Annotated in this window: 12 protein-coding genes and 1 tRNA gene; 7 read left to right on the forward strand and 6 right to left on the reverse strand. The window is 69.7% G+C overall.

Going from position 1 to position 13,152, the window contains the following annotated elements:
• Positions 1-31: 31 nt before the first annotated feature.
• Genes ACFWBQ_RS17230 through ACFWBQ_RS17240 form a run of 3 tightly spaced genes read left to right on the forward strand, consistent with a single transcriptional unit; the run spans position 32 to position 3,044 of the window.
• Positions 32-1,324: a hypothetical protein gene (locus ACFWBQ_RS17230; RefSeq protein ID WP_385489057.1), complete on the forward strand. Its 1,293-nt coding sequence runs from the start codon at positions 32-34 to the stop codon at positions 1,322-1,324.
• Between the two features lie 51 nt (positions 1,325-1,375).
• Positions 1,376-2,179 carry a sterol carrier family protein gene (locus ACFWBQ_RS17235; RefSeq protein WP_385489059.1) on the forward strand — a complete coding sequence of 268 codons (804 nt, stop codon included), beginning with the start codon at positions 1,376-1,378 and terminating at the stop codon, positions 2,177-2,179.
• A gap of 31 nt (positions 2,180-2,210) precedes the next feature.
• Positions 2,211-3,044 (forward strand): META domain-containing protein, encoded by an 834-nt coding sequence (locus ACFWBQ_RS17240; RefSeq protein ID WP_385489062.1) that lies wholly within the window; start codon positions 2,211-2,213, stop codon positions 3,042-3,044.
• 22 nt (positions 3,045-3,066) lie between these two features.
• Here ACFWBQ_RS17240 and ACFWBQ_RS17245 read toward each other — a convergent pair whose 3' ends face one another.
• Together ACFWBQ_RS17245 and ACFWBQ_RS17250 are read right to left on the reverse strand one after the other, a co-directional pair.
• A complete protein-coding gene (locus tag ACFWBQ_RS17245) occupies positions 3,067-4,533 on the reverse strand; it encodes a sulfatase (RefSeq protein ID WP_385489065.1) in 1,467 nt (488 codons plus the stop codon).
• Between the two features lie 198 nt (positions 4,534-4,731).
• The gene (locus tag ACFWBQ_RS17250) at positions 4,732-4,824 is read right to left on the reverse strand and encodes a putative leader peptide (RefSeq protein WP_385489067.1); all 93 of its coding nucleotides are present in this window, start codon (positions 4,822-4,824) and stop codon (positions 4,732-4,734) included.
• A gap of 719 nt (positions 4,825-5,543) precedes the next feature.
• Between ACFWBQ_RS17250 and purF the strand changes: the two genes are divergently transcribed.
• Both purF and purM read left to right on the forward strand, forming a co-directional pair.
• Positions 5,544-7,070 (forward strand): amidophosphoribosyltransferase, encoded by a 1,527-nt coding sequence (gene purF, locus ACFWBQ_RS17255; protein WP_385489070.1) that lies wholly within the window; start codon positions 5,544-5,546, stop codon positions 7,068-7,070.
• A 60-nt stretch (positions 7,071-7,130) separates the two neighbouring features.
• The gene (gene purM / locus ACFWBQ_RS17260; RefSeq protein WP_385489073.1) at positions 7,131-8,198 is read left to right on the forward strand and encodes a phosphoribosylformylglycinamidine cyclo-ligase; all 1,068 of its coding nucleotides are present in this window, start codon (positions 7,131-7,133) and stop codon (positions 8,196-8,198) included.
• 129 nt (positions 8,199-8,327) lie between these two features.
• Here purM and ACFWBQ_RS17265 read toward each other — a convergent pair whose 3' ends face one another.
• Together ACFWBQ_RS17265 and ACFWBQ_RS17270 are read right to left on the reverse strand one after the other, a co-directional pair.
• On the reverse strand, positions 8,328-8,585 hold the full coding sequence (locus ACFWBQ_RS17265; protein WP_376372000.1) for a DUF3073 domain-containing protein: 258 nt from the start codon (positions 8,583-8,585) through the stop codon (positions 8,328-8,330).
• 362 nt (positions 8,586-8,947) lie between these two features.
• Positions 8,948-10,030, reverse strand: coding sequence for a Leu/Phe/Val dehydrogenase (locus tag ACFWBQ_RS17270; RefSeq protein ID WP_385489076.1), 1,083 nt, complete (start codon positions 10,028-10,030; stop codon positions 8,948-8,950).
• Between the two features lie 176 nt (positions 10,031-10,206).
• Between ACFWBQ_RS17270 and ACFWBQ_RS17275 the strand changes: the two genes are divergently transcribed.
• Positions 10,207-11,052 carry a hypothetical protein gene (locus ACFWBQ_RS17275; RefSeq protein WP_385489079.1) on the forward strand — a complete coding sequence of 282 codons (846 nt, stop codon included), beginning with the start codon at positions 10,207-10,209 and terminating at the stop codon, positions 11,050-11,052.
• A 664-nt stretch (positions 11,053-11,716) separates the two neighbouring features.
• The gene (bldC, locus tag ACFWBQ_RS17280; RefSeq protein WP_003949541.1) at positions 11,717-11,923 is read left to right on the forward strand and encodes a developmental transcriptional regulator BldC; all 207 of its coding nucleotides are present in this window, start codon (positions 11,717-11,719) and stop codon (positions 11,921-11,923) included.
• A gap of 611 nt (positions 11,924-12,534) precedes the next feature.
• On the opposite strand, the gene ACFWBQ_RS17285 is transcribed toward bldC, so the two are convergent.
• Both ACFWBQ_RS17285 and ACFWBQ_RS17290 read right to left on the reverse strand, forming a co-directional pair.
• Positions 12,535-12,876, reverse strand: coding sequence for a DUF6274 family protein (locus ACFWBQ_RS17285; protein WP_385489081.1), 342 nt, complete (start codon positions 12,874-12,876; stop codon positions 12,535-12,537).
• 142 nt (positions 12,877-13,018) lie between these two features.
• Positions 13,019-13,093: transfer RNA gene (locus ACFWBQ_RS17290), tRNA-Asp, on the reverse strand.
• Between the last annotated feature and the right edge of the window lie 59 nt (positions 13,094-13,152).

The following is a 13,152-nucleotide window of genomic DNA, read 5'->3' on the forward strand; positions in this document are numbered from 1 at the left end:
GTTTACGCCTGGGGCCGTACGGGGGGCGACGGTGGACGATCGAAGCAGTGCGCAACAGGCAAGCGCTGTACGGGAACGGCCCGACGGTGGGCCGTGGCGCAACGCCTTCAACACGTTGCTGTGCGTGCTTGCCGTCGCCGGTATCGGGCTCAGTGGCTGGGCCTTCGCCATGGAGTTCATCGACCTCCGTGACCGGTCCGAGAGCCGCGAGCGCATCACCGAGGCGTGCGGCGGTCTCATCGATCCCGGCCCCGTCCTCGGGCTGAACGGCGGAGGGATCGACCGGGTCGAGCTCTCCGACGAGCACGAAGCCGACATCGAGCGGCGGTCCAGTGGCTGTGTCGTCTACCGGGTCGGCGATCCCGGGACGACCTACGGGCACTTCTCGTTGGCCCTCGTCCGGCATGCGGTGGACCCGGACATGGAGGAGACCGAAGAGGACGGGACCGGGATCGACGAAGAGACCGACCGGCCCTTCCGCGCCCCGTACACGGCCGACGAGCCGGCCGTCGTGGTGCGCCACGCTCTCCCGCACCCGCTCGGAGACGGCAGGCTGGGCGACTACGACGAGTACAAGGTGACGGCCCGGGCGTTGTGCGGGAAGGGGGGCGCGGTCTCCTCCATAGAGGCGACGGCCGTCGCCCGGTACCTCGAGCCCGTCACGTCCGGGGACCGCCGCACGCTCGCCGGCCTGGCGCATCAGGCGGTGGACCGGGCTGCCGGGCGGACGGGGTGCAAGACAGACCTCCCCGAGCTTCCCGCCACCCTGGCCGAGCCGAAGCTGGAGCTCGGCGATCCGGCGAGCACGGGCGGCACCTGCGCCTGGTACCGGCGCTTCCTGACCACGGAGGACCGGGGCCGGCTCCCCGACCGGGCGCTGGCCGCTCCGGCGGGCAGGGCGAGCGACCATGACGCCTGCGTGCTGGCGGTCGGGGAGAAGGAGATCCGCAGGATCTTCCCCGGTTTCGTGAAGACCTCGAACTACCCGCAGAAGTTGGGGGACGTGCTGAAGTACTTGCCCTGGTGGGTGAAGGCCGAGACGTACGTCGGCGACGGGACGCGGGGGCTTGTGAGTGATGAGAACCTGGGGCCGACGGAGCTTGCGCCGGGCACCGCGGGCACGGACTCCGGTGGCGTCTGGTGGGCGTCCTCCGTCTGCGGAGGCCGGCCCGCCGTGCATGTGATGTGGCTGTCCTATCCGTACGACCGCATAGTCGCCGACCGGCTGGAAGCCCTGTTCCGGGCATACGTCGACGACGCGACCGAACGCCGCGGCTGCACCGGCGTCACCTTCCCCGAGAAGAGGGACTTCGCACGGAGTTGAGCCGGGTGCTACGTGAGAGGACCGTCGGAGGCGCCGGTTAGTCTCGCCCCTATGCCACCGGCCAAGAAGCGCATGCGCGCGTACGACTACTCCAGGACTCTCGCCGCGGTCCTGGCCCAGTTCGGCCACGTGCGGGAAGCCGTGCGCACCCTCACGCCCGAACAGCTCGCCCGGCCCGCCCGGTTGGGGGAGTGGACCGTACGGGACCTCGCCGCGCACATGACGATGGCCCTCGGGCGTGTCAGTCACAGCCTGGAGCTGCCCGAGCCGGCCGGCGGACCGAAGCCCGGGCTCACCCTGCTGGAGTGGCCGTTCTCCACGGCCGGGCGCGCCGGAGGGATTGCCGATGCCACCCGCGCACTGGCCGAAGAGTGGCCCGACCTCGACGCGTTGTACGACGTGACCGCCGCCCGGTTCGCGGAGCTGGTGCCCGCCGCGGCCGGTGACCGGCTGGTGACGACCCGGGCGGGCACCATGCGGCTGGGCGACTTCCTGGTCACCCGTACCGTCGAGCTCGTCGTGCACACGGACGACCTCCACCGGGCGACCGGCCTCGACCTCCCGTACGACCGTCAGGCGCTCGCCGCCTGCACCCGGCTGCTCGCCGACGCCCTCGCCGACAAGGCGCCCGGGGGGTCCGTCGAGGTGCGCATCCCGCCCTTCGCGGTCGTCCAGTGCATCGGCGGCCCCAAGCACACCCGCGGTACCCCGCCCAACGTCGTGGAGACGGATCCGCTCACCTGGATCCGTCTCGCCACCGGCCGAACGCAGTGGGCGCGGGCGCTCGACGATGCGCAGGTCGGCGCCAGTGGTGAGCGGGCCGACCTCGCCCATCTGCTCCCGCTGATGGGCTGAGGGGAACCGGATCGGCTACTCGATCCGTCCCATGACCATGCACAGACAACGTATGGCTGTCAGCGTCCTGGCCCTCCTCACCCTTGCCGCCTGCGGTACGGAGTCGGGCTCCGGAGCGGGATCCGGAGACGGCAGCGGAACCGTGCGGACCGACCTGCCCGTCACCGGGGTTCACTGGAGCGTGTCCTCCCTCACCGTCGGCGGGAAGAAGACCGCAGCTCCGGCCGGTGCCCACGTCGAGATCGACTCCCAGGGCAGGGCGAGCGGCAATCTGGGCTGCAACCGCTTCACCGCGGACGTCCGCATCGACGGCGACACGGTCACCGTCGGGCAGGGCACCACCACCGAGATGGGCTGCGAGGAGGATCTCCAGCAGTTCGAGAAGGCGATGGGCGGTGCCTTCAACGGCGAACTCGAGGCCGCCGTCACGGGCCGGGGCGCCGGCAGGACCCTGACCCTGACCACGGCCGAGGGCGACTCCATCGCTCTCGCCGCCGAGCCTCCGGCACCGCTGACCGGCACCGCCTGGAAGGTCACGGGGCTGGTGTCCGGCAGCACCACCACCTCCCTGCCCGCCGGTACGGAGGGCAGGGCGCACCTCACCTTCCGCACGGACGGTTCCGTGGAAGGCAGCCTCGGCTGCAACTCCTTCCACGGCAAGGCGACGGTCGCGGGCTCCACGATCACCTTCGGCCCGCTCGCCTCGACGCGGAAGATGTGCCCGGGGCCCGAGATGGAGCTGGAGCGCACGCTGCTCGGCGTCCTCAAGGGGAAGACGACGTACACGATCGGGCACCGCTCCCTGTCCCTCACCGCGGAGAACGGCAAGGGACTCGGCGCGTCGGCCCCGGCAGCCAAGGGCTGAGCCCTCGCGCGGGGCCGCAGGATCAGGAACCCGTCGGATACGGGAGCAGACCGGCGTTCGTCTTCTCCCACGACGCCCGCAGCTCGGCCAGCAGCTTCGGCTCGGCCGCTGCCCGGTTCGCCTGTTCCCGCTGGTCGTCGGCCAGCTTGAACAGCTGATCGGCGCCGGACTTCCCCCGGTAGTACTTCCAGTCCCCGCGCCGCAGCGCCCGCTCCCCACGCACCCGCCAGAACAGATCGCGCTCCTTCGGTTCCTCATCGCGCAGCAGGTATCCGGCGAGGCTGGTGCCGTCCAGCGGATAAGCAGGGTCCGGCCGGGCCCCGCCGAGCTCCAGCAGCGTCGCGGTCCAGTCGGGCGAGAACACCGGCAGGTCGCTGACCTGGTGACCGTCGATGCGGGCGGGCCAGCGCAGCACCGCGGGGACACGGATGCCGCCCTCCTGGAGCGAGCTCTTGTTGCCGGACAGCGGCCAGTTGTAGGAGAACCGCTCGCCGCCGTTGTCACTGGCGAAGAAGACCAGGGTGTCCTCCTCCTGACCGGACCGCTTCAGGGCCTTCAGCACCTCGCCGACGGAGCGGTCCAGATCCTCGACCATCTCGGTGTACTTCTGGACCGAGCCGCCGTCGGCGTTCCACAGCGCGCTTCCGTCGCCGGCCTTGATGCGCCGGACGATCTCGGCGCTCTCCTCGGTGTCGCCGTCCGCGATCCACGGCCAGTGCGGAGTGGTGAAGTTCAGGTTGAGCAGCCAAGGCGCGTCGTGGTCGCGCTGGACGTACTCGCTCGCGCGCTCCGTCAGGATCCGGGTGTAGTAGCGCAGGTCCTTGTACTCGGCGTCGCCCTCGTACAGGTCGTACTCACCGCCGAGCCCGAGCTTGGAGTAGTACTCCAGCGCCCCGCCGAAGTTCCCGAAGAACTCGTCCCAGCCGGACCTGGTCGGGCTGTAGTCGGGCAGATAGCCGCAGTGCCACTTGCCGATCAGCGCGGTGGAGTAGCCGGCGCCGCGCAGCAGCGAAGCGAGCGTCGGGTGGGTCGGTTCGAGTCCCACCGACCTGTCCGCGATGGGCTCGGCGAGTCCGCCCTTCGTACGGCCCGGATAGCGCCCTGTGTAGAGGCTGAACCGGGTGGGGGAGCAGGTGGCGGACCCGGCGTACGCATCTGTGAACCGCACGCCCTGGCGGCCGAGCCTGTCCAGGTTGGGGGTCCGGATGTGCGGGGACCCGTACGAGGAGAGGTCGGCCCAGCCGAGGTCGTCGCCGAGGATGAACAGGATGTTGGGCCGCCGGGAGTGCTTGCCGCGGGCGGCACGGAACGGCTGCTCACGCGTCGCGTCGTCGGAGGCCGGCCGGGGAGCCGCGGCGGCCGGTGAGGCGGCCTGCACTCCGACGGCCGCAGTGGCGGCGGTCGCGCCCACCGCGGTGGTGAAGGCACGCCGGCTCAGAGGTGAGTCGGATCGCTGGTCTGAACTGGTGTTCGAATCGCGAGGGGGCATGAAGTCTCCAGGGCGAGCCCCGGGCGCCGGTCGGAGCAGGCGCACGAGGTGGATGAACGCGACGGAGCCCGTCAGGGGTGGGGGCGCGCGGGCACGCACTCGGCCGTGAGCGGGCAGAAAGCGAGGAAAGCGAGAAATCGGCTCATACGTCCCGCAGGTTCGGGACCGGGGGCCTACGGCCCCGGGAGCACGGCAGGCTCAGACGCAGCGACAGATGGCGCTCGCGACACGTCCCAGATCGACGTGGCGGCGCTCCACGAGCGTGACCGAAAGATCACCGAAGGGCTGCATGAGGCAGGAGCCTGCCAACGGACCATGAGCCTGTCAACGCCGGTCTCGAACTGCGGACAGTCCGCACGGGCATCGCCCGGGCCGCCGCGCGGACCCGGGAGCTGACCTCCCGGCGTTGTCCGGGCCGCTGCGCAGACCCGGGAGCTGGCCTCCCGCCGTTGTCCGGGTCGCCGCGCGGACCCGGGAGCTGGCCTCCCGCCGTTGTCCGGGTCGCCGCGCGGACCCCGGAGCTGACCTCCCGCCGTTGTCCGGGCCGCCGCGCGGACCTGCTGGCCCGTGCCAGCCGTCATCGGGCCGCCGCGCGGACCTCCGGGCCGGCGCCCAGTCGTCGTCCGGATCGGCTCCTGGGGTCCTAGGGCCGGCTCGCAGACCTCTCGGCCGCGCCCTTCAGTGTGAGGCTCACCACGAAACGGGCGTCCGGCTCGCGCCCGTCCAGTCCTGCGGTCCGGCTCACCGAGCGCCACGGCCGAGCCTTTTGCCGTCCCCTCGGCCGATGACCTGAACCGGCCGGTAACCAGCCGCTCGTCCGGGCACCGACTGCCCCGCGCCCGCAGGATGCCGGTCCGGCGATCCGGCCGTGATCACTCCGAGTGATCGCTCGGTGTCACCCGCAGCGGCCCGTCGGGCCCCCTCCCGGCCACGTCCGAGGTGCTCCCGCAGGTCGTGCGCGACGCTTCCCCAATTCGGACCGGTGGTCGATCTCGCCTACACTCGGTGCCGTGCCTCGTGGTGATGGACGACTCAACCACGACCTGCTCCCCGGAGAGAAAGGCCCCCAGGACGCTTGCGGCGTCTTCGGTGTCTGGGCTCCGGGCGAAGAGGTCGCCAAGCTCACCTATTTCGGACTGTATGCCCTGCAGCACCGTGGACAGGAGTCCGCGGGCATCGCAGTGAGCAACGGGTCCCAGATCCTGGTCTTCAAGGACATGGGACTGGTCTCGCAAGTCTTCGACGAAACGTCTCTGGGATCTCTCCAGGGCCATATCGCGGTCGGTCATGCCCGCTACTCCACCACCGGTGCCTCGGTGTGGGAGAACGCGCAGCCGACGTTCCGTGCCACCGCGCACGGCTCGATCGCCCTGGGTCACAACGGCAACCTGGTCAATACGGCCCAGCTCGCCGACATGGTCGCCGACCTTCCCCGCAAGGACGGCCGTGCCACCCAGGTGGCAGCGACCAACGACACCGATCTGGTGACCGCGCTGCTCGCCGGTCAGACGGATGACGACGGCAAGCCGCTCACCATCGAGGAGGCCGCCGCAAAGGTGCTCCCCGAGGTCAAGGGCGCCTTCTCGCTCGTCTTCATGGACGAGCACACCCTCTACGCCGCCCGTGACCCGCAGGGCATCCGCCCCCTGGTTCTCGGCCGTCTGGAGCGTGGCTGGGTGGTGGCCTCCGAGTCCGCCGCCCTCGACATCTGCGGTGCCAGCTTCGTTCGCGAGATCGAGCCGGGCGAGCTCGTCGCCATCGACGAGAACGGCCTGCGCACCTCCCGCTTCGCAGAAGCGAAGCCCAAGGGCTGTGTCTTCGAGTACGTGTACCTGGCCCGCCCCGACACCGATATCGCCGGGCGCAACGTCTACCTCTCCCGGGTGGAGATGGGCCGGAAGCTGGCGGCCGAGGCCCCGGCCGAGGCCGATCTGGTCATAGCGACGCCGGAGTCGGGCACTCCCGCGGCCATCGGCTACGCCGAGGCGAGCGGAATTCCGTTCGGTGCCGGACTGGTCAAGAACGCCTATGTCGGCCGGACCTTCATCCAGCCGTCGCAGACCATTCGCCAGCTGGGTATCCGCCTCAAGCTGAATCCGCTCAAGGAAGTCATCAAGGGCAAGCGCCTGGTGGTCGTCGACGACTCGATCGTCCGCGGCAACACCCAGCGCGCTCTGGTCCGGATGCTCCGCGAGGCGGGCGCTGCCGAGATCCACATCCGGATCTCGTCCCCGCCCGTGAAGTGGCCCTGCTTCTTCGGCATCGACTTCGCGACCCGCGCCGAACTGATCGCCAACGGCATGTCCGTCGACGAGATCGCCACCTCCATGGGTGCCGACTCGCTCTCGTACATCTCGCTCGACTCGATGATCGAGGCGACGACGATCGACAAGCCGAATCTGTGCCGCGCCTGCTTCGACGGCGAATACCCGATGGAGCTCCCGGACCCGGAGCTGCTCGGCAAGCAGCTGCTGGAGACCGAGCTGGCGGCCGGCCCGGCCGCGACCGCGGCGGCCGACGCGCTGCGTCGTCCGTGATCCGGACCGACCGGCTCCCTCCCCACCAGCCCCGTATTCCCACACGAAAGATCCCGGGCAATGTCTGAGACAACAGGTGCTTCCTACGCGGCGGCGGGCGTCGACATCGAAGCCGGTGACCGCGCCGTCGAGCTGATGAAGGAGTGGGTGAAGAAGACGAAGCGCCCCGAGGTCCTGGGGGGCATCGGCGGATTCGCCGGCCTCTTCGACGCCTCGGCACTCAAGCGCTACGAGCGCCCGCTGCTTGCCTCCGCCACCGACGGCGTGGGCACGAAGGTCGATCTGGCCCGGCAGATGGGCGTGTACGACACGATCGGCCACGACCTCGTCGGCATGGTCGTGGACGACCTGGTCGTCTGCGGTGCCGAACCGCTCTTCATGACCGACTACATCTGTGTCGGCAAGGTGCATCCCGAGCGTGTCGCGGCCATCGTGAAGGGCATCGCCGAAGGCTGCGTCCTGGCAGGCTGCGCGCTGATCGGCGGCGAGACCGCCGAGCACCCGGGCCTGCTCGGCCCCGACGACTTCGATGTCGCGGGCGCCGGTACGGGCGTGGTCGAGGCCGACCGGCTGCTGGGCCCGGACCGTATCCGTAAGGGTGACGCCGTGATCGCGATGGCGTCGTCCGGTCTTCACTCCAACGGGTACTCGCTCGTGCGCCACGTGGTCTTCGACCGGGCCGGCTGGGCCCTGGACCGTGAGATCGAGGAGTTCGGCCGGACGCTCGGCGAGGAGCTCCTGGAGCCCACCAGGATCTACTCCCTGGACTGTCTGGCGCTGACCCGTACGACCGAGGTGCACGGCTTCAGCCACGTCACCGGCGGCGGCCTGGCCAACAACCTGGCCCGGGTCGTCCCGGACTCGCTGCACGCCACGGTCGACCGTTCGACGTGGACGCCCGGCGCCGTCTTCGACGTGGTCGGCAAGGCCGGACAGGTCGAACAGCTGGAGCTCGAGAAGACGCTCAACATGGGCGTCGGCATGATCGCGATCGTCCCCGCCGACTCGGTGGACGCCGCGCTCACGACCCTGGCCGACCGGGGTGTCGACTCCTGGGTCGCGGGTGAGATCACCGCCCGCGGTGCACACACCACGGGCGCCGAGCTGACCGGCAGCTACGCACGGTAGAACGCCACGAACGCCGGTCCGGCACACACCGGACCGGCGTAGGGCGGGGGCAGCACCAGCCGTCCGCACCGGGACAGCACAGAACCCGGTCCGGGCAGGCCCGGACCGGGTTGATGTGTCAGCGCGAGGTCAAGCGCCGCGGCGCTGTGACGACGGACCGGACTGTTCGTCCTCGTCCGCGTCCTCGTCGTCGTTGTACTGATCCGCGTACTGTGCGTACGGGTCATCTTCCTCGTCGTCGTCCTCGAACGGCTCAGCGTTCGGTGGTTGACTCGAAGGTGATGCGCCCAGCTCATTGGCCAGACGCGACAGGTCAGTCCCGCCGCTGCTGTACTTCAGCTGACGGGCGACCTTAGTCTGCTTGGCCTTTGCCCGGCCGCGCCCCATGGCTCGACCCCCTCGGTGACGGGGCTCGACGGCCCCAGAGTCTTGACACGCGTTCATGTTTCAGGACGGACTCTCGGCTGAGAGACCGCGCCCGTGGCTTTAACGGTACCTGCTTCCTCGGCCATACGGTACGCCGCCCGCATCACGTGCCTCGGTACAGGACCGGCGAGGAGCCCGTCCTCGCTGGTCAACCGCGATTTTAACCTCTTGCGGACGACCGACCCGCCGACCGGGGTGAGTCTTGTCTCCCCGCCCGGCGCACCGGCCGGGCACCAGCCGGGCACCGGGCCGCCACCGGCCCGTCACCGGCACTGCACAGTCCGGTGACGGGCCGATTGCCATCGGGTGAATCGGGTGACGTGTCAGCGCCGACGGGCCTCGGCCATGCGCTGCTCGGCGATCCTGTCGGCCGCAGCGGCCGGCGGGATCCCGTCCTCCTTCGCACGTGCGAATATGGCCAGCGTGGTGTCGAAGATCTTTGCAGCCTTCGCCTTGCACCGGTCGAAGTCGAAACCGTGGAGCTCATCGGCGACCTGGATCACGCCACCGGCATTCACCACGTAGTCGGGTGCGTACAGGATCGCGCGGTTGGCGAGGTCCTTCTCGACACCCGGGTGCGCGAGCTGGTTGTTGGCCGCGCCGCACACCACCTGGGCGGTGAGCACGGGCACGGTGTCGTCGTTCAGCGCTCCGCCGAGTGCGCACGGGGCGTAGATGTCGAGGCCCTCGGTACGGATCAGCGCGGTGGTGTCCGCGGCCACGGCGACCTCGGGATGCAGGTCGGTGATCCGGCGTACGGAGTCCTCGCGCACATCCGTGATGACGACCTCGGCGCCGTCGCCGAGCAGATGCTCGACCAGGTGGCGGCCCACCTTGCCGACGCCCGCGACACCCACCTTGCGGCCGCGCAGCGTGGGGTCGCCCCACAGGTGCTGGGCGGAGGCGCGCATGCCCTGGAAGACGCCGAACGCGGTGAGGACGGAGGAGTCCCCCGCGCCGCCGTTCTCGGGGGAGCGGCCGGTGGTCCAGCGGCACTCCCGGGCGACGACGTCCATGTCGGCGACGTACGTACCGACATCACAGGCGGTCACATAGCGACCGCCGAGCGAGGCCACGAACCGGCCGTAGGCCAGGAGCAGTTGTTCGGACTTGATCGTGTCCGGGTCGCCGATGATGACGGCCTTGCCGCCCCCGTGGTCCAGGCCGGCCATGGCGTTCTTGTACGACATGCCGCGTGACAGGTTCAGCGCATCCGCGACGGCCTCCTCCTCGGAGGCGTACGGATAGAAACGGGTGCCGCCGAGGGCGGGGCCCAGGGCGGTGGAGTGGAGGGCGATGACGGCCTTGAGGCCGCTGTCACGGTCCTGGCAGATCACGACTTGCTCGTGGCCTCCCTGATCCGAGTGGAACAGGGTGTGCAGGACGCCGTCGGTCAGATTGGTCACTGTGGTGACTCCCAAGTACGAAGCGGCGGAAGACCCTCCTGAAGGTGGGGAGGGCCCCGGACCGACCGGCACGGCCGGTCCGGCTGGGCAAGAGCGTAAGTCCTCGGGACACGTAGATCTGTTTCAGTGCCGAGGATCACCCCCTGGCGGAGTATCGGCGTGACACGATTTGCTGCATGTCGGTGGTGTCTTCAGTGCTCGTCCCTTACACGTCCTACCTGCGGGTGTACGAGCCGCTGGCCGCCTTCCGGGAGCCCGAACGCAGCCACTGGGCGCGCTACGCGCAGCGTTCCGTCCTCCCCACGGCACAGGACGAACTGCGTCGCTCGCTGGCGGACTTGGTGCCCACCCCGCCGGTGGGGGTGCCCGTGCACGAGAGCGGGGACGCCTTCGTCGCGGAGCTGGACGGGGCGGTGTGCGTCTGTCCGTGGCGGACCCGGATGCGTGGCTGGCTGGCGCTGGAAGAACTCGGAGGGCTGTTTCCGGCCACGGTGCTGGACGCGGTGCTGCCCCCGGTGGTGCGGGGGCAGGCGATCGCGGACTACGAGCGGTGGGCGGAGCGGAACCCGGATGCCCGGCCCTGGATCCGGACCACGGTGTGGCATGTCCCGGTGCGCTGGTTCGTCCTGTTCGACGACGAGGAGCGCGAGTACGTCGAGGCGGATGCCGACGGTGCCCAGCCCCTGCTGCGCTACCGGACGCCGATGGTGCAGGCGCGGCGGCGGCTGGCGCGGGCGCTCAGGACGCTGCGCGAGACGGTCGACGAAGGGCCGCTGACCGAGGGCCTGGTGGATGTGGGCCGATGGCTCGAGGAGTTCCATCCGCGCGCCCTGGTGGAACTGGACTACGGCGGCCTGGTGCACGCGCTGCCCCGTGAGCAGCTCGCCGGCGACCGGTCGGCAGCGGATGTGGCCGAGGGCATCGCGGCCCTGCGGGCCGGCGACAGCGACGCGGCGGGTGTCGCGTACGGGCGTCTCGCCGAGCGGTGGCGGGCGGTACGGGACCGGCAGTCCGCCAACTGACGACTCCCAACCTGTGTGAAATCACACCAACCGTCGCATAGGGGTGTGATCGGCAGGGAAGAGACATCCCGTGAGGTGTCCGGCATAGGCGGATGCCGAAGGTGCCGGGCGGAGGTGAACGGGATGCCCTGAGGGGAACTGACGAGCCGTGAACCCGCAACCTGTGTGACGCGTGTGACATGCGGGGCGGGAGGCTGCTCCGCGAGGCCCAGGACCTACGTCCTGAACCGGGCCTTTGCCTCAAGCGTGATGGATAGCACTTACGGGGCCCTTGCGTCCTTCCCTACTCCTCATGCCAAAATAGGACAAGGAGTCCGGGGAGGACTCTGTTCGCCCAACTATGGGTGGAATGCTCGACATTGCACGCTATGGGGGGTCTGACGACTTCTGATGACTCCTGATCGTCCTGTGACTGATCGTTACTGGGGCGTGACTGTCCGCTATGGCATGGTCCATCGGCTTCCGTCGCTGATGAACACCTGGGAGGGCAATTCCATCGGTTTGGCCGACGTGGCTGGACGGATGGTGTAGTTGTAGTGCCGAGGACAAGCCGTTCGTCCTATAACCGACTCGGCCCGCGTCCGCCATTTCGGGCAACGCGGGTCAAGGTGCAGAATTTAGAGGAAAGAACCGAGATGGTTCGGTTCTCCCGAGGAGGCCGCTCATGACCGCTCGCACCCCTGATGCCGAGCCGCTGCTGACCCCGGCTGAGGTTGCCACGATGTTCCGCGTGGACCCGAAGACGGTCACCCGGTGGGCCAAGGCTGGCAAGCTCACGTCCATCCGCACGCTCGGTGGACATCGCCGGTACCGCGAGGCAGAGGTCCGCGCACTGCTTGCGGGTATTCCGCAGCAGCGCAGCGAGGCCTGACACACCCCTGCCGCCGCAGCCATAACAGGGTTACTGCCGGGTCCCCCAACCCTCAGTGCCCGCCTATAGCTCCACACGACGGACGCCTGCCCCAACGGGCGTCATACCTGCGCAATAAGGGTGCGTCGTTTGATCGCGCTGGACTCCGCCGGGTCCAGCGCGATCTTTTTTTATGCCCGCATGTCCGTCCGCCTGCCGGTCTCCCCCTGCGCGCCTCTGCCCGGCTGTCCGTCCCTGCCTGCCCGTCCGCCCCTGTCCGTCCGCTCCGCCCGCTCCTCCGCCCGTTTGCCTGCCTGCCACTCCGTGGGCGCCCGAACGGGCCGACGGGTCGGTTTCCGCGAGGGTCGGCGTATGACTGTGGGCGGGCCTGTTCGGGCCTGTTCGGGTGGGTCCCGGACGTCGTGGGGCAGCTCGGACGGAACGGTCCGGGATGTGCCTCATGAGCAGTGCAATTGCACATATTAAATTCGCTAGTTGTAGGAAGGGAGTAAAGTCCCCACTTCTCAAAACCCGTTCGGTGACTCCCGTCACACCGGCCCTGTCTTGCCAACGGTGCGCCCGGCCAACTAAAGGCCTTTCACCGCCCGGAGGCGGATGACGGCGGCCGATGGTCAGGTCGCGCGAGGGCCTTCGTCGCCGCCCCCACCCTCGTTCCCCTCTCCGGCCCCTGGCCCGTTCCCGTCCGGCGTCGGTGGGGCGGGGGGTGCGGGTGCCGCGCCGGCACCCCTCTCGGGGGCTTGGGCGGAGTTTTCGGACGCGCCGGTCGGTTCAGGGGCACTGCCGTGCCCCGGGGTTGCGTACGGCGCCTGTGGGGCCGTCACGGGCTCCATGGCGAGCCGCAGCAGGCGATGGCAGATCGGACAGTGGCTGGTGAGGTGCCGGTAGCCGGATGAGGCCGCCAGGTGGGCGCGCAGCAGCGCGCGGGTCTCGTGCCGTGCCGCGGGCGCAGACATGCGTGCGACCTCCCGGTGGGCCGGGCTGCCCCGCGCCGAAGGAAACAGGGGCAGTCTCTGTTCTAAGGGGTTACCCGGGACGGATGGCGACGTCAAGACGCACGAAAGCCCGGATCCATTGGATCCGGGCTTTCGTCCTATGCGGTCCTGACGGGATTTGAACCCGCGGCCTCCACCTTGACAGGGTGGCGAGCACTCCAAACTGCTCCACAGGACCAGGTTTTCGCGGCTGCCTTGCGGCTGGCTGCGAAAACAGACTCTACAGGAGGTCCGAGG

This window comes from Streptomyces sp. NPDC060035 (genome assembly GCF_042736635.1).
Taxonomy (GTDB): Bacteria; Actinomycetota; Actinomycetes; order Streptomycetales; family Streptomycetaceae; genus Streptomyces.